This is a genomic window from Psychrobacillus sp. FJAT-21963 (assembly GCF_001420585.1).
GTDB lineage: Bacteria > Bacillota > Bacilli > Bacillales_A > Planococcaceae > Psychrobacillus.
The window spans coordinates 25,736-42,105 of record NZ_LJIY01000003.1 but is presented as its reverse complement, the minus strand read 5'-3'; the positions used below and the strand labels follow the sequence as shown (position 1 = coordinate 42,105).

The following is a 16,370-nucleotide window of genomic DNA, read 5'->3' as shown; positions in this document are numbered from 1 at the left end:
TGTTACCCTTTGAGTGATCCAATCATGACACCTTTCACAAAATACCTTTGTAAAAATGGATAGAGCATAAGCATAGGCAAATTTGCAACAATAAGTACAGCATATTTCAACCCTTCAACACTTAGTTGCTGAGCTAAAAAGCTTTCTGATGTCGCTTTAATCATGTCATCAGTTTGACCTTGAATAAGAATTTGACGAAGAATCAGTTGAAGTGGAAACTTCTCTTGATCCTGTAAATAAATCAATGCTTGGAAGTATGAATTCCAGTGACCGACTGAGTAGAAAAGAACCATTACTGCTATAACTGGAAGTGACAACGGCAAAACGACACTCCATAAAATCCTAAAATTTCCTGCTCCGTCTATCATCGCCGATTCCTCTAACTCATGAGGAATCGATTGGAAAAACGTTCGCATAATAATAATGTTCCAAACTGCAACTGCGTTTGGGATGATCATAACCCAAAACGTATTTAACATCCCAAGATCTCGAATAAGTAAGTACGTCGGGATAAGCCCACCACTAAAAAATATTGTAAAAACGATAAACGCCATGAGGAATCCGCGACCTTTTAAATCCCTTCGAGACAATGGATATGCCGCTAAAATAGTCATAACGACATTCAGAATCGTACCAAAAACTGTATACTTCAATGTGTTAATAAATCCATTTATAATATCCTCGTTTTGAAATACCTTTTCATATGCATCTAATGTAAACTCTTTTGGCCATAACCACATATCGCCTGATATGACATTCTGAGGGTTACTAAGAGAAGCACTAAAAACAAAAATTAATGGATAGATTACGAGAAAAGCGACAATTGCAAGAAATACATAGTTGAATACATTAAACGCGCGATCAGTTTTAGTTTCTCTCAATCTAGTCACCCCTTACCATAGACTTGTCTCATTCACTTTTTTTGCAATCTGATTTACCATAATGAGCATGATGAAGTTAATGAGCGAGTTGAACAGTCCTACCGCAGCTGAGAAACTATATTGAGCTTCCAAAATTCCACTTCGGTAAACAAATGTCGAAATTACATCAGACGTCGACATATTTAAATCATTTTGCATTAGATATACTTTTTCAAACCCTACAGCCATAACAGATCCAGCATTCAAAATGAAAAGAATAACAATAGTAGGCATGATTGCCGGGATGTTGATATGGATAATTCGTTGAAATTTTGACGCTCCATCTATCATTGCAGCTTCATGTTGTGCCGGGTCCACTGCAGCAAGCGCAGCAATATAAATAATGGAGCTCCACCCCATCGTCTGCCATACATCCGAGAACACGTACAAGCTTTTAAACCAAGCCGGCTCCGTGATAAAATCAATCGGTGAACCTCCGAAAAGTTGGATAATCTGATTGACTAGCCCATCTGTTTTCAAAAACAACAGGAGCATTCCTACAACAACTACAGTCGATAAGAAATGCGGTGCATATATAACTGTCTGTACGAATTTTTTATAACGCAAACTTTTTATTTCATTTAACATGAGCGCTAGTATAATAGGGACTGGAAAAGAAACAGCTAGCGTAAAAATACCAATTCCTAATGTATTTTTTATTAGTCTCCAAAAATAGTAACTATCAAAGAACCGCTCAAAGTGTTTAAATCCTACCCATGGGCTCCCCATAATCCCTTTTGAAGCAATGAAATCTTTAAATGCAATTTGCAAACCATAGAGAGGAAAGTAATGAAAAATCAGAAAGTATAAAATTACGGGTGTAAGCAATAAATACAGTTCCCAATTTTTTCTAAAAGACTTTTTCCATTCAACCCATACACTTTTCTTCAACTTTTGTCGATTTTTCAATGACTTCTTTTTCCCTCTGTTGTCTGTATCTTCTACATAGCCTACGCCTTCACTCAAATTTGTCATGATCACACCCCTTTTCCTGCTATCCTATTTAATTGTGAACTATGCTAGATTCTTGTGAAATATTGACTACTTTACCGCCTGCACGTATAGATTCTGTTGCTGCACATCCGACTGCTACACTCATTCTCCCTGCAAATGGCGTTGTTAGAGGTTGTTTATCATACAGCACTAACTCTACAAAATCTTGCGTAATTTTAGGATCTGCTCCACCATGACTACCATCTTCAGGCTTCATCTCATAGGTAACATCACTAAAATCTTTCCATGAGTTTGTTTTTCGAGTTTTCAAGTATATTTTTCCGTTTACATCATCATTCTCTATACGACCTTTTGTCCCGATGAACGTATAGTTCCGTGAATAATCTGGTGTAAAATGACATTGAAGATAAGATGCCTTAATACCGCCTTCAAGTTCCATAATGAGCATATTATTATCTTCCACATCGATTTCTTCGCGAAATGCACATTCCGTAAATGTATGGGCAACATACTCTGGACACGTATTCTTTAATTCACACTCGGGACAAGTTAAGTCGTTTGGATTGTTCCCACCATAATAGTCAAGCCCACCAAATGCTGAAACCTTCGTCGCATACTTACCTGAAATCCAATGGATAACGTCAAGATCATGTGAACCTTTCTGTAACAGAAGTGAAGTTGTATTTTCTGATTTTCCATGCCAATCGTGGTAATAGAAGTAACCACCAAATCCGACAAAATGACGAACCCAGATACTCTTCAATTCCCCAATAGCACCTGAGTCAATTAATTCCTTCATCGTCTGGTACATACTCATATAACGCATATTGAAACCAACCATTAAGTGCTTTCCTGATTTCTGCCAAACGTCAATAATCCGGTCGCATCCTTCTACCGTAATAGCAAGTGGTTTTTCAGAATAGACATGTTTACCTGCCTCAAGTGCTGCTATAACATGTTCCTCATGCAAATAATCCGGTGATAACACCGCAACTGCATCCACATCTTCACGTTTCAATAGTTCTCTGTAATCCTGTGTCATGAATATTGGAGAATCGAATTTCTCTTGAAACTTTGACAATCGCTCTTGAGAAATATCTGCGACCGCAACTACTTCTGATTCACCTTCGGGCTTATGCCAGTAGTGTGCTAGTCCGCCTCGAAGACCAACTCCGATAATGCCCATTCTTACTTTCTTCATTTCTCCACCCCATCAATATTTATTGTCATTTCTATCTCGGAAAATTTCCCGTATTTATGGATAACGTTTTCCCGTAATGCTTGATTAAGTAATCTCCAAAATTTCATGTAGATTGACGAATTAGTAATTCAAATGGTAATAAGGTTTTTAAAGCTATATTTGGATTATCTTCAATTTGATTCATCAGCGTTTTGGCTGCGATAACACCCATTTCATATTGCGGTATCGATATGGTCGACAATGAAGGAACTACATATTGAGCCATATCATTATTATCAATGCCGATAAATGCAATATCTCCTGGAATGTTAAGATCAAGTTCGTGTGCAGCCCGCATCGCAGCAATCGCTAGTAAGTCACCAGCACAAAAAATAGCAGTTGGGCGATTATTTTGAGGATTATTTAATAATTCCTTTGTAGCTTTATAGCTTTGTTCCAAGCACCAATTTGAATTAATGATCCAACTTTCTCTAATAGGCAATCCAAATTCATTCATTGCTTTTTTAAATCCTTTGAAACGTTTTTCGTTTGTCATTGTAATGTCAATTCCACCACCGATGAAACCGATATGACGATGTCCTTTTGATATTAGATGTTCCACTGCTTTAAAAGCTGCTTCTTCCCGGTCATAATCTACAGTGGAAATTGCATGATCACTATAGTTAAAGTCAACGCCCACGACTGGAATCATATCCTTGATTTCAAGAAGTATTTCTTCATCCACCTTGTCAATCAGTAAAACCCCATCTACTTCCTTTTCCCTAATAATCTGATGAAAAAAAGCTTCGTCTTCCAAATCCTCATTACTTAACAGTAATAGCGAGTAGCCTGCATTATTCAATGTTTCACTAATACCGGAATATATTTTGGAAAAGTATGGGTTAGACTCGGCAAGACGTGGACTTGCAAGCCATGCGATTCTCCTAGTGCTCTTCTTTTCTTGCACGGAAGATGCGACAAGATTCCGAGCGTATTCGTTTGGTACATAGCCCAGCTCTTTTACAGCCTGCCAAACTTTTTTCTTTGTTTCAGGATTCACATTCCGTGAAGAATCATTTTTAATGACGCGAGAAACAGTAGTAATTGACACTCCAACGTGCTTAGCGATATCTTTTAATCTAACCAATTTTTTTGTACCTCTTTCCTTTGCAACCGTTTTCAATTTATATAATTGTACTATATAATCCATAGCAATCTAGTACAATATTAAATTAAGTATAAATAGGGTCAACAGGTTGTAGGTACAAGTTAGTGCAAAAAAAATTCAATGAATATATTATATTCAGAAAATTGGTACTGGAATTAATATATAATTAGATCCCTCGTGTGTCAATATATTTTTTTAACAGATTATACCGTTTTTGATTAGAAACAACGGTTACACTTGAACACCCCTTATCTAGAAAAATTATATTCATGGTTACTACTAGTATATAAATCGGTTAAACGGTCAGAAATTATTTTTATCCGGTCACATTTTTGTATATCCGGTCAGATAACTTTCTATCCAGTCACAAATCTATTTATCCGGTCAGAAACTAAAAAAATGCAGACTCTCCATTCACGTAGAGTCTGCATTTCTCTTATTCTTCTTCATTTACAATAACTTGACGTCCCTTTAATTTTAAAAGTAAAGGAATCAGCAACCATGCTACAGCTGCAATGATAAAAACTAGCGATAACGGTTTCGTTACGAAAATACTAAAGTCTCCATTCGAAATCGTTAAAGCACGGCGCATATTGTTTTCAATCATTGGGCCAAGTACAAGTGCTAAAACTAAAGGAGCTACTGGGTAATCGTTCTTCGATAATAGATAACCTAAAACTCCACAGCCTAACAATATGAAGAGATCAAATGTTGTATATTGTACTGCGTAAACACCGAAGAATGAGATGGCAACAATCATTGGTAGCAAATACTTCTTTGGTGTCTGAATGATTTTAGCAAAAACACGTACTAGTGGCATATTCAGCACAAGTAACATTAAGTTCCCGATGAACATACTTGCGATTAGGCCCCATGCAACTTCTGGATGTTCATCAAATAATAATGGGCCTGGTTGAATATTGTACATGATGAGTGCACCCATTAGTATAGCGGTCGTACCTGATCCAGGTATCCCTAAAGTTAAAAGTGGAATCATTGCTCCGCCAGATGCTGCGTTGTTTGCTGACTCCGGACCCGCTACTCCAGCAATATGTCCTGTTCCAAATTTCTCTGGAGTTTTACTAAATTTTTTCTCCGTCATATAGGAGAAGAATGAAGCTAGTGTAGCACCTGCTCCTGGTAAAACACCTATAAAAAAGCCTAGAAGTGAACCACGGGCAATTGGGACGGCACTTTCCTTCATATCCTGCTTTGTTGGCAATATCCGATTGATCTTAGCAATTGCCCCTGACTCTTTATCTCGTTCTAAAATTGTTTTAAACACTTCCCCCAGGGCAAATAAACCAACTGCAATCGTTAAAAATTCGAATCCTGAATATAAAATGGGAAGGTCATATGTAAAGCGGGCAATTCCCGAAACCGCATCTATTCCTACTGTTCCTAGCATAAGTCCGAAAACAGTCATCATTAATGCTTTCGTCATTGATTTTCCTGCAAGTCCGCTCACTGCTGCTAAACCTAATAACATTAACGAAAAATATTCTGCTGGTCCAAATTTTATAGCCACATTCGAGAGTGGTTCGGCTAATAGTACAAGTCCAATTAACGAAACTATCCCTGCACAAAATGACCCAATTGCCGAAATTGCCAAAGCTGCTCCTGCTCGACCTTGTTTCGCCATTTGGTAACCATCTAAAGTTGTTACAACAGAAGACGATTCTCCTGGTGTATTCAATAGAATAGAAGTTGTAGAGCCTCCATACATCGCTCCGTAATATACTCCTGCTAATAAAATAATCGAGCTTGCTGCAGCTGCTCCAGTTGGCATTCCAGATGTAATCGTTGCTGTTACTGGAATGAGAAGAGCAACACCACTCATCGGACCGATACCTGGCAATACGCCAACTGCTGTTCCGATAACCACACCAACAAAGGCGAACAATATATTATGCCATTGAAATGCGACACTAAATCCGTCAGCTAAAAATTGCAATGTGTCCATAGCTTAATCTCTCCTTCCTTAAAACAGCGGGAATCCTGGCAATGATCCACCAAGAAGCTCTGAAAATAAATAATAAATGCCAAATGAAAATACTGCTGCTATAACTACAGAGGAAACTGTTTTCCCTCTCTCCATCGTTTGAAAAGCTATGAATAAAAATAGAAAAGTAGATACAACGTAACCAACTATCTCTAAGAAAAATGCATATAATACCGCGCCTCCAAAGATGATTAGGAACTTCTTATATTGCAATTGCTCCTTTTGGGAGGCTTCCGATTTATATTTAAATGTTTCATATAATAGTCGAATGCTTAATAATATTAAAATTATTCCAAGGCCCATCGGGAAAATCTTCGGACCGACAGTAGATCCATAAGCACTATCTGAAATTCTTTGGCTCTCTACAAAAAACAGAATTCCAATTAATAAAAAAGCAATTCCGGCTATTCGATCAAATTTTTTATTCACAGTGCACTCTCCTTTCTAATAGAAAAGGCGGCAACAATGGCCGCCAATTACTTTTTATTTCTGCATGCCAAGTGCTGTTAATAATTCAACAATCACTTTATCTTGGTCTTCTAAATACTTAGTAAAGTCTTCAGCGTTACGGTATTCACTAGCCCAACCGTTCTTCGTAAGCTCAGCTTTCCATTCTTCCGTTTCTACCATTTCACTTAATTTTTCAGACCAGTAGTTTTTAGCGCCTTCTGACATTTCTTTCGGTCCGAAAATACCACGCCAAATTGTAAATTCTGCATCGATACCAGACTCTTTGAATGTTGGCACATCTGCTAAATCACCTTCTAGACGTTCTGTCGAGCTAACTGCAAGTACACGTACATCGCCAGATTTTACATACGTAGCAATCGTAGATGCATCCGTCGCAATTACATCTGCGTTTCCACCAAGAAGAGCAGCAACTGCCTCTCCACCGCCATCATACGAAACATACTTAACTGTTTTTGGATCAATTCCAGCTTCAAATGCTGGTAGAACTCCTACTAAATGGTCCATAGACCCTGGTGCAGATCCTCCTGCAAGTGTTACAGCCTTTGAATCAGCTTTAATCGCATCTAATACATCTTGTAAAGTTTTAAAATCAGAGTCATTTTTAACTACTATTGCACCGTAGTCACGAGTTAACTGTGCTAATGGTGTTGTATCTTTGTAGCCATATGGGCTATTTCCTTCTGCTTTGTTGTTGTTAATAAGAATTGGTGGAGACTTAACCATCAATGCATAATCATTCTTTGCTTCCTTCGTTGCAAATTCCGCCATGTAAACTGCTCCGCCGCCACCTGGTTTATTTTCAACTGTGATTGGTTTTTCAATTAATTTCGTATCATTCATTGTTTTTGCAATAGATCGTGCTGTTAAATCCCATCCGCCCCCTGCACCAGATGGAGCAACAAGCGTAATATTATTTTTTGGATACTCAGAAGCTCCTGCTTTTCCTTCTCCACCTTCTTCGGATGAACAAGCTGCTAAGCCTACTGCTAGTGACGCTGCAAAAGCTATTGAAGTAATTTTTTTCCACATACTCACATTAAATCCCCCTTAACCCCTTTTTATGATAGCGTTTTCATTCGCTTGTTTATAATTTATCAAAACATTACGTAAACTCAATGCTTTTGGTTATAAGTTGGATAAAGGGTATTAAGTTCATTTTGTTCATATTGTTCACGACTACTGGATAAAGTATCTTCGCTCCGGTCTACCAACCGTTCCGTATATGAGCTCTGCATACACAACCTTTTCTGAAACTAAATATTCTAAATAGCGTCTTGCAGTAGATCGACTCACCCCTACTTGTAGACCAAGAGATTCCGCTGTAATTCCTTCCTTTATTGTTTTTATCTCATTTACTATTTTTTCTTTCGTAATTGGATCGATTCCTTTAGGAGGAATCGATTCCATATACTGTGTAGGTGTCGCTTTATTGTTCCAAAGTGACTTGATTAATTCCTCTTGGACATTGCCTTCTCCTGTGAGGATATCTCTTTTTTCTTTATAAGCCAGAAGACTTTCCTTGAATTTTTCAAATGTTAATGGTTTCAAAATATAATCTGCCACACCACCACGAAATGCTTTTTTCACAATATCCGCCTCAGCTGCAGCAGTGATGAAAATAATATCTGTGTCTGGACTATGCTCCTGTATGACTGTTAACAAGTCAGTTCCTAACGTATCAGGAAGGTATACATCTAGTAAAACTAAATCTGGTTGATAGGAAATTATCCAATCCTTCGCTTCATCCCCTGTAAATGCAGAACCAATGACCTCAAATCCTACTAATTTTTCAATAAATCGTCGATGAATATCAGAAATTCTTTTATCGTCTTCCACTATTAGTATTTCAATTTGGTTTGTCATGTAAATACCCCCCTTTTGGAATCGAAACGATAAACAGAGCTCCTCCTAGATCGCCTCTTTCGATAGCAATCGAGCCACCCAAATCATTCACATTTTCCTGTACCTTCACTAAACCATATCCTCGATTTCCATCTTCCTTCGTAGAAACTCCTTCCTTCCAAATATCATTTAGTACTTCCTCTTTTATCCCATTTCCAGAATCTTCTACTTCAATTAAAATTTCTTCTCCGTTATCTAATATGAATACTCGGACAATCCGTTCGTCTTCTAGTAAGCCCTCGACTGCTTCAAATCCATTCGTTACTAAGTTTCCAATAATCGAGACAAAGAGGTGTTTCTGTAAATGTTTCGGCAGCTTCTCTAAGTAACTGTCTTCATCCAAAACAAATCGTACCTTCAATTCCTTTGCACGATTTAAAAATCCAATAACAATCCCACCAAGGAATGGATCCTGTAAATGCTTCGTCATGAATTGAATTAATGATTGATGTTCTGCTGTCTCTACATGGATTAAACTTAGTGCTTCCTCATAGGAATTTAGCTGAATAAGACCGGATATCGTATATAAAAAATTGTTATATTCATGTGTCTGTGCACGTAATGCTTCGGTATAACGCTTCACTTGCGATAACTCTTCAGCTAACCGATCAATATCAGACTGAAGACGAAAACTTGAAACCGCTCCCACTATTTTGTCTCCTACTCGAATCGGAATACGATTTACAATCGCTTTTTTTCCACGAATCTCCATCGGACGGTCTAATTGATCTTCTCCAGACTCCATAACTTGTGGTAGATTCGTATTTGGGATCACTTCCCAAATATTACGACCAACTAGCTCCGTCTGTTCTGGTAAAGATAATATTTCGTGTGCTGCTAAATTGACCATCGTAATGACACCATTTGCATCGACCATAATAATTCCTTCACGTACAGATTCAATCAATGCATTACGCTCTGTAAATAAACTCGCTATTTCAGAAGGTTCCAAATTAAATAATTCTTTTTTAATATTGCGTGCTAATATACTAGATCCAACAATTCCTATAAAAATAGCAATTACAACGATATATGCAATATTGTCCACATACTGCATGAATATCATTGCAATATTGTCCTTTAAAAATCCAACTGAAATAACTCCAATAACTTCTCCTTTGTCATCGAAAACTGGTGCTTTCCCTCTTAGAGCTGTTCCCAATGTACCAGTAGCTTCCGATATATAGGATTTACCATAAATAAGTGCTTGCTCATTATCATCGCCTACCATCTTTTGCCCGATTCTTTCCCTTACAGGATGGGCATAGCGAATTCCTTCTTTATTTCCAATAACAACATACTCTGCCCCTGTGCTCTCTTGGATAGATGTTGCAATAGGCTGAAGAACATCCGTAGGATTCTCTGCTTGAAAGCCAGCAATAATATCTTGCCGTTCTGAAGTAGTGATTGCTATACTAAGGGCCCTCTCCCCTATTTGTCTTTCAATGGCATGAGAAATGATAAAGTAAAAGGATATCCCTATGACTATTGCCACTAACGAAACAAATATAGCCCCAAATCTAAAAATACGTGCTTGTAATGAATTCTTTTTCATATTACCCCCACAAAACTTTTGATAAATAAATAACGATTGTCACGGTAATGCAGCTGACAACCGTTGAAAATAATACAATCTGTGCCGCTAAATTTGGCTCAATATCATACTCCAGTGCAAGTGTAGAGCTATTTCGAGAAGTTGGAAATGCACTTGCTATGAATAAGGATTGTGCTACTACACCATCAATATCCATCAGCATAATTAAACCAAACGCAAGCATCGGGCCTAATACTAACCTTCCAACTGTGCTTGTTAATATAACCTTGTTAAATATTGTTTTAATATCGAGCTGAGCTAACTGGGCTCCCAATGTAATAAGTGCAATAGAAATAAATGCATTTGCCAAGTAATCTAATGGTATCCGCAAAGAAATGGGAATACCTATATTCCATATGTTCATCACTGCTCCAATTATTAACGCATGTACAAGCGGCAGGCGTAATAAGCTACGTAAAATATCCAACCCTGACTTTGTAGAAGATATTAAATTATATAAGCCATATGTATAGGTAATGATGTTTTGGAAAATCACGATAATAATTTGAATAGAAGTACCAAGAGGATTAGCTGCGAATAGCATCTGACTGACTGGAATCCCATAGTTCCCAGAGTTAATGAGCACAATGCTATTTTTATAAATAGCAGCCTGATTTCTATTTAACTTTAGTAGTTTGCTAACAACTATCCCCAAAATCATTAAACAAATACTAAAAATCACTAGGTACAAAACAATCTCAGCCATTACAGAAGCGTTTACTTTTGTTTCATAAATATTAACAAATACTGCTGCAGGCATTAAGCAGTACGTGATTAAATTCGATAACGCCTTCAAATTAAATTGAAACTTGATCTGTAAAGCTGCTCCTATTCCCAACATGATCAGAATAGGCGCAACAACTTGAAAAAACACCATCCCTAAATAAACCATCCTAGTTGCCCCTTTTCAACAAGCATTTCTTATTTTAGAATATTATCGCACTTTTCTTAATGTTCTACTAGACGTCATTTGTGTTAACCTAAAATAAAAATAGGTTTACACATTTATTTGAAATACATATAATTGAAAATGAAATAGAAAAGAGAGGTGTGGAGTTGAAGTGGTTAAATCACGTTTACACGGGATGATTTTGGCATCCTTATTTGCAGCGTTAATGGGAATTGGAGCGAATATAACATCCATTCTTCCTTTTTTTATTATCGCCGGAGTTCCTATTACTTTTCAGCCGGTCGTTAGTTTGCTTGCCGGTGCTTTGCTTGGAAAAAAATATGGACCATTGTCTATGATTATTTATTTATTCATTGGTTTAGCAGGTATTCCAGTGTTTGCAAGATTTAGCGGAGGGATAAGTGCGATTCTAAGTCCAACGTTTGGATTTTTGTTGGCATTTATACTCGTGGCTTGGGTTACAGGTGTAATGGTAGAAAAAAGTAAGTCGTTCCGGATGCTTTTAATTTCTTCCTTTGTGGGGACAGTCATTACCTATTTGATTGGAACAAACTGGATGTACATAGCCTATAAACTTTGGTTTGCTGCTCCGACAGGTTTTGATTACCAAATGGCTTGGACTTTCATGCTAGTGCCATTACCAAAGGACTTAGCATTATCGGTACTTTCCGCAATGATTTCTTATAAAGTGCTTCGAGCTTTTCCAGCACATACACAAACAAATCTAAAACATGAGGTGATTGGATGAACTGGAATGTACTAGCAGAAAATGTGTTAAACGGCCATCAGCTGACGAATCAGGAATGTCTTGATTTTTTACAGGCAGATAGTAAAGAAACACTTGCTCAACTGGACGCAGCATATAAAATCAGACATCATTATTACGGCAATGACGTTAAATTGAATATGCTCATTAATACGAAGTCAGGGCTTTGTCCCGAAAACTGTCGTTACTGTTCCCAATCATCCGAATCAAATGCCCCAATTGAAAAATATAGAATGATGACGAAGGACGAAATTGTAGAAGGGGCAAAACGAGCTGCTGAATTAGGAGCCGGTACTTTTTGTATCGTAGCAAGTGGTCGTGGTCCAAGTAGACATGAGTTAGCAACTGTCAAAGAAGCAGCTAGGGAAATAAAAGAAACATTGCCACTAAAGTTATGTGGCTGCCTTGGAATACTTGCAGAGAATCAAGCGGAGGAACTTAAAGAAGCTGGGATTGATCGCTACAATCATAATATTAATACATCGGAAGATTTTCATGACAATATCGTTTCCACTCATACATTCGACGACCGAGTTGGCACCGTTGAAAAAGTAAAACAGGCAGGCATCTCCCCTTGTTCCGGTGTAATAATCGGAATGGGTGAATCTTTGGACAATATTATTAGTATGATGCGTTCTCTTCACTCGATGGATGCAGATTCTGTCCCGGTTAATTTCCTACATGCGATAGAAGGAACAGCATTTGAAAATAAAACACCTATGACACCGATGTGGTGCTTACGAATTGTGGCATTTGCAAGGTTCATGCTACCTACAAAAGAAATACGCATTGCAGGTGGTCGAGAGCTTAACTTGCGTTCTCTACAACCAATGGCTATGTATGCGGCAAATTCTATTTTTCTTGGAGACTACTTAACAACTTCTGGTCAAGAAGCAGAGAAAGATTTAAAGATGATTGAAGACTTAGGATTTACAATTGAAAAGGATGCGTTCGCAACAAGTGCAGAACATTTCGAAGCTAGCGTACTTTAACTAATCCAGCTTCTCGTTAAAGAGATTGAACGGTCACAAATATATTTATCTGGCCACATTTTTATTTATCCGGTCAGAAAACACAAAATGCAGACTCCTAAGCAGGGAGTCTGCATTTCAGGTTGAATAACTTTTCAATAATATCTGCACGTGTAGCTATAGTACCAAGACCATCTGCCGATTTTAACATTTCAGCAATATATTTATCTTGTGCATCTAAATATTTTGCTGGGTTTTCCATTGCTGATAAGAGCTTGCTGGTAGTTTTATTTGTTGAAAAGTACTGTTTTAACTTATACTTAGAGAGGAAAAATATGAATAGAAGATTATTGAAATGGAGTGTCTAGTTTGAAAAAGCCTGTTTACTTAAATCACGATGGTGGGGTAGATGATTTAATCTCACTATTTTTATTATTACAAATGGAAGAAGTAGAATTAATCGGTGTTGGTGTTATTCCAGCTGATTGTTATTTAGAACCAGCACAATATGCGAGTCGAAAAATTATTGACCGTTTTGGACAGGGTAAACAAGTTGAAGTTGCTCTTTCAAATTCTCGTCCTGTGAATCCCTTCCCTAAGGATTGGCGTATGCACGCGTTTTATGTAGATGCATTACCAGTCTTGAATGAATTCGATCTAAAAACGGGTGTTGTGGATGAACCCGCCCACATTCATTTAGTAAATAAATTAAATGCCTCTACTGAAAAAGTCACATTACTTTTCGTAGGTCCATTAACAGATTTAGCTCGTGCGCTTGAAAATGCACCAGAAATTGAAGAAAAAATCGAAAAGCTTGTTTGGATGGGCGGTACATTCCTTGAAAAAGGAAATGTTGAAGAGCCTGAACATGACGGAACAGCTGAATGGAATGCATTCTGGGATCCGGAAGCTGTTGCAACAGTTTGGAATTCGAATATCAAAATTGATTTAGTAGCCCTAGAAAGTACGAATAAAGTACCTCTTACAAACGACATTCGTAAAATGTGGGCAAGACAACGTGAGAATCTAGGTGTTGATTTCTTAGGACAATGCTATGCAGCCGTACCATCTCTAGTTCATTTTCAAACTAATTCAACTTACTTTTTGTGGGATGTGTTAACAACTGCCACTCTTGGCCATGAAGATTTAGTGGAGAAAAAGACTGTTAACTGTATTGCGATTGCAAGTGGTGCAAGTCAAGGTAAAACTGAACTAAATGAAAACGGTCGCCCTGTTCATCTCGTATACGATGTAGACCACGATGTATTTTTTGATTACATAACACAATTAGCAAAAAAATCAGTTCTAAACAAATAAGAAAAACGCAATCGCCCTGTTAAGCCCTTACAAGCGCTTCAGTCACTCGAGGAGCTTGGCGTCTGGAGCTAGACACTGTTCAAAATTTTTATACTTTCTTTTCTTTTAAAAAATGCAGACCCCCAAGCAGGGAGTCTGCATTTATATTAATTATTACTTCGTTTCATATCTCGAATAGCTTGTATGGATAGTCTGACAAGTAGTATCGCACATAGAAATAAACCAACATAAGCTGCTGTATTTAAATATACCGCATACGCTTCATACACAAATTGGGCGATGGCTAAAAGTGCTACGGATATAATCCCAAATGTAATTCCGACAAGTAATAAGACAAATCGGGAAAACAGTTGCGTAACAAAATCTGCATTTTTCCTATCCGAGAAAATATCATGATGCAAGATGATTTTTCCACTTTCCACACGCTGAACGAGACGGTCTATTCTACTTGGAATTTTACGAAGCGTTGGGATAATCATCGTGAGCTCTTCTTCAATAAAATCCTTTGTAGCACCAGGTTCTTTGAACGGTTTTTTCAATATGGACTCTATATACTGTTTGGAGTACTCTTTTCCTTCTACGAAAATATCAAAATCGGGTGTAATAATGCGTAATGTACCATCTAATGTGATAAGAGAGCGAAGTGCAAGTCCCACGGATGGATAAAAGGACAATCCGAAATCACGGACAACTTCAAATAGAGATTGAATCAGTTGTTCAGTTGGAACACGGTCCACATAAGAAATCTTCAATAATATTTGACCTAACGCTTGTTCAATATCTTCTCGTTCTATATCGTCTGCATCTTCGATAAGTAACATCACTCCATCGTAAAGTATGCTCGCATCATTTTGCCGAATCCCAAGTAAGAGTAGTTTCATCCCTTCTTGCTGAGGAGCCGCCAGTCGACCGACTGCACCGAAATCTAGTAATATTGGAAGGCCATCCTTTTTATCTATAAAAATATTCCCTGGATGTGGATCCGCATGGAATATACCTGAAACAAGCATTTGCTCCATGAAAGAGTAAAGTACTGTTCGAGCAAATTCTCTTCTATCAATCTCTAAATCATAAAATAATGTATCACCAACCGCTACACTTTCACCATGAACATATTCAGAAACAATCATACATTTGTTACTAAATTCTGTGTAAACACGTGGTATCTTCACTTTATACTGACTTTCCACAAGCGCATTTGTAATTTGTATCGTGTTGCGTACTTCTATATCGAAGTTTACTTCCTCTCGTAAACCATCAGCAAACCCGATTGCGAGCTCTCGAAATCCTAAACTTTCTGCCCAAGTTGATTTACTACAAACCCAATCTGCAAAATCAACTAATATATTTAAATCGTCACGCATTATATCTTTCACATCAGGACGTAACAATTTGACGACGACTTCCTCATTATCTCTTCTTAAAATCGCTTTATGTACTTGTCCAATCGATGCAGCTGCAATTGGCTTCATATCAAAATAGGAAAATACACTTTCTAAACTATAAGGCAGGCTTCTTTGCAGAATTGACTTCACCTGTTCCTCTGTCAAAGGCTTCACATTTTGCTGTAATGAGCCAAGCTCCTCGATGAATGCTTCCGAAAAGAGTTCCTTTCTCGTAGATAACACTTGACCAAACTTGATGAAGATGCCGCCTGACTGCTCTAATATTTCTCGGAAAGCAATTGCTAACTGCCGGTCATTTTCTCGATGTCGAGCGTATTTTAATGCTCTTGTAAAACCATTTGTAAGACCAATTTGAACGACTTGGCGCAGTCTTTTCTGTTGACGCCATTGGTTTCGAACGCGTTTGAGAAAAAACTTTTGATTGGTATGTCTATTTCTTCTTTCATCCAATTCAAGTGGGGAAAATAACTCAAAAAACAGATAAAGTAACATCGTGATCAACAGCATACTAGCAATCCAAATAAGTGTGCTTGCATTCGTAACTGCAGTGACCATGCTTTCATTCAAATAATCCGTATAACGTAAATAAGAATACCAATACACCAATGAGGTTAAGGACACGCTAAGAACAACCGACAATATACGCTTAGTGAACTTTATCTGGGTGCCCATTAACCGTCCACTAACAAAATAAATACAAATTGCTACTACAATCATTTGTATAAATAGCTTTACATAAATCATAGTCCCACATCCTCCTATAAATTGTTTCTACTATAACAAGACCTATTAATATGTATGATAATTCG

The 16,370-nt window shown here is 37.6% G+C and carries 15 protein-coding genes; 3 read left to right on the top strand and 12 right to left on the bottom strand.

From position 1 onward, the window contains the following. Window positions 1-2: 2 nt before the first annotated feature. The 10 genes from AN959_RS09860 to AN959_RS09815 form a co-directional block, all read right to left on the bottom strand. Window positions 3-881, bottom strand: coding sequence for a carbohydrate ABC transporter permease (locus AN959_RS09860; RefSeq protein ID WP_053591721.1), 879 nt, complete (start codon window positions 879-881; stop codon window positions 3-5). 12 nt (window positions 882-893) lie between these two features. Next, the gene (locus AN959_RS09855) at window positions 894-1,895 is read right to left on the bottom strand and encodes a sugar ABC transporter permease (protein WP_056830389.1); all 1,002 of its coding nucleotides are present in this window, start codon (window positions 1,893-1,895) and stop codon (window positions 894-896) included. Window positions 1,896-1,923: 28 nt separating this feature from the next. Continuing rightward, on the bottom strand, window positions 1,924-3,075 hold the full coding sequence (locus tag AN959_RS09850; RefSeq protein WP_053591719.1) for a Gfo/Idh/MocA family protein: 1,152 nt from the start codon (window positions 3,073-3,075) through the stop codon (window positions 1,924-1,926). A gap of 103 nt (window positions 3,076-3,178) precedes the next feature. Further along, on the bottom strand, window positions 3,179-4,201 hold the full coding sequence (locus AN959_RS09845; protein WP_056830387.1) for a LacI family DNA-binding transcriptional regulator: 1,023 nt from the start codon (window positions 4,199-4,201) through the stop codon (window positions 3,179-3,181). A gap of 457 nt (window positions 4,202-4,658) precedes the next feature. After that, complete coding sequence (locus AN959_RS09840) at window positions 4,659-6,185, bottom strand: tripartite tricarboxylate transporter permease (RefSeq protein ID WP_056830385.1); 1,527 nt, start codon at window positions 6,183-6,185, stop codon at window positions 4,659-4,661. Window positions 6,186-6,203: 18 nt separating this feature from the next. Next, window positions 6,204-6,653, bottom strand: a complete 450-nt coding sequence (locus AN959_RS09835; protein ID WP_056830383.1) for a tripartite tricarboxylate transporter TctB family protein — start codon at window positions 6,651-6,653, stop codon at window positions 6,204-6,206. Window positions 6,654-6,707: 54 nt separating this feature from the next. Next, the gene (locus tag AN959_RS09830; RefSeq protein ID WP_056830673.1) at window positions 6,708-7,724 is read right to left on the bottom strand and encodes a tripartite tricarboxylate transporter substrate binding protein; all 1,017 of its coding nucleotides are present in this window, start codon (window positions 7,722-7,724) and stop codon (window positions 6,708-6,710) included. A gap of 147 nt (window positions 7,725-7,871) precedes the next feature. Next, window positions 7,872-8,558 carry a response regulator gene (locus AN959_RS09825; protein ID WP_056830382.1) on the bottom strand — a complete coding sequence of 229 codons (687 nt, stop codon included), beginning with the start codon at window positions 8,556-8,558 and terminating at the stop codon, window positions 7,872-7,874. Further along, window positions 8,542-10,152, bottom strand: coding sequence for a sensor histidine kinase (locus tag AN959_RS09820; RefSeq protein WP_056830380.1), 1,611 nt, complete (start codon window positions 10,150-10,152; stop codon window positions 8,542-8,544). The genes AN959_RS09825 and AN959_RS09820 overlap by 17 nt, the downstream gene beginning before the upstream one ends. Window position 10,153: 1 nt before the next feature. Continuing rightward, window positions 10,154-11,083, bottom strand: a complete 930-nt coding sequence (locus AN959_RS09815) for an AEC family transporter (RefSeq protein ID WP_056830378.1) — start codon at window positions 11,081-11,083, stop codon at window positions 10,154-10,156. A gap of 193 nt (window positions 11,084-11,276) precedes the next feature. Between AN959_RS09815 and AN959_RS09810 the strand changes: the two genes are divergently transcribed. Then, window positions 11,277-11,849, top strand: coding sequence for a biotin transporter BioY (locus AN959_RS09810; RefSeq protein ID WP_056830671.1), 573 nt, complete (start codon window positions 11,277-11,279; stop codon window positions 11,847-11,849). Next, window positions 11,846-12,859: a biotin synthase BioB gene (gene bioB, locus AN959_RS09805; protein ID WP_056830376.1), complete on the top strand. Its 1,014-nt coding sequence runs from the start codon at window positions 11,846-11,848 to the stop codon at window positions 12,857-12,859. Before AN959_RS09810 ends, bioB begins: the two co-directional genes overlap by 4 nt. 97 nt (window positions 12,860-12,956) lie before the next feature. Here bioB and AN959_RS21025 read toward each other — a convergent pair whose 3' ends face one another. Continuing rightward, window positions 12,957-13,100, bottom strand: a complete 144-nt coding sequence (locus AN959_RS21025; RefSeq protein ID WP_156350767.1) for a hypothetical protein — start codon at window positions 13,098-13,100, stop codon at window positions 12,957-12,959. 107 nt (window positions 13,101-13,207) lie between these two features. On the opposite strand from AN959_RS21025, the gene AN959_RS09800 reads away from it, so the two are divergent. Next, window positions 13,208-14,155 carry a nucleoside hydrolase gene (locus AN959_RS09800; protein WP_056830373.1) on the top strand — a complete coding sequence of 316 codons (948 nt, stop codon included), beginning with the start codon at window positions 13,208-13,210 and terminating at the stop codon, window positions 14,153-14,155. A 146-nt stretch (window positions 14,156-14,301) separates the two neighbouring features. Here the strand turns inward: AN959_RS09800 and AN959_RS09795 are convergent, their stop codons facing one another. Then, the gene (locus AN959_RS09795; RefSeq protein ID WP_056830371.1) at window positions 14,302-16,305 is read right to left on the bottom strand and encodes an AarF/ABC1/UbiB kinase family protein; all 2,004 of its coding nucleotides are present in this window, start codon (window positions 16,303-16,305) and stop codon (window positions 14,302-14,304) included. Window positions 16,306-16,370: the final 65 nt, after the last annotated feature.

Excerpts from the sequence above, each read along its gene's own strand:
- AN959_RS09815 (WP_056830378.1), bottom strand. The coding sequence starts at position 11,083 with ATGGTTTATTTAGGGATGGTGTTTTTTCAAGTTGTTGCGCCTATTCTG.
- AN959_RS09825 (WP_056830382.1), bottom strand. The coding sequence starts at position 8,558 with ATGACAAACCAAATTGAAATACTAATAGTGGAAGACGATAAAAGAATT.
- AN959_RS09830 (WP_056830673.1), bottom strand. The coding sequence starts at position 7,724 with ATGTGGAAAAAAATTACTTCAATAGCTTTTGCAGCGTCACTAGCAGTA.
- AN959_RS09840 (WP_056830385.1), bottom strand. The coding sequence starts at position 6,185 with ATGGACACATTGCAATTTTTAGCTGACGGATTTAGTGTCGCATTTCAA.
- AN959_RS09795 (WP_056830371.1), bottom strand. The coding sequence starts at position 16,305 with ATGATTTATGTAAAGCTATTTATACAAATGATTGTAGTAGCAATTTGT.
- bioB (WP_056830376.1), top strand. The coding sequence starts at position 11,846 with ATGAACTGGAATGTACTAGCAGAAAATGTGTTAAACGGCCATCAGCTG.
- AN959_RS09810 (WP_056830671.1), top strand. The coding sequence starts at position 11,277 with ATGATTTTGGCATCCTTATTTGCAGCGTTAATGGGAATTGGAGCGAAT.
- AN959_RS09855 (WP_056830389.1), bottom strand. The coding sequence starts at position 1,895 with ATGACAAATTTGAGTGAAGGCGTAGGCTATGTAGAAGATACAGACAAC.
- AN959_RS09820 (WP_056830380.1), bottom strand. The coding sequence starts at position 10,152 with ATGAAAAAGAATTCATTACAAGCACGTATTTTTAGATTTGGGGCTATA.
- AN959_RS21025 (WP_156350767.1), bottom strand. The coding sequence starts at position 13,100 with ATGGAAAACCCAGCAAAATATTTAGATGCACAAGATAAATATATTGCT.
- AN959_RS09850 (WP_053591719.1), bottom strand. The coding sequence starts at position 3,075 with ATGAAGAAAGTAAGAATGGGCATTATCGGAGTTGGTCTTCGAGGCGGA.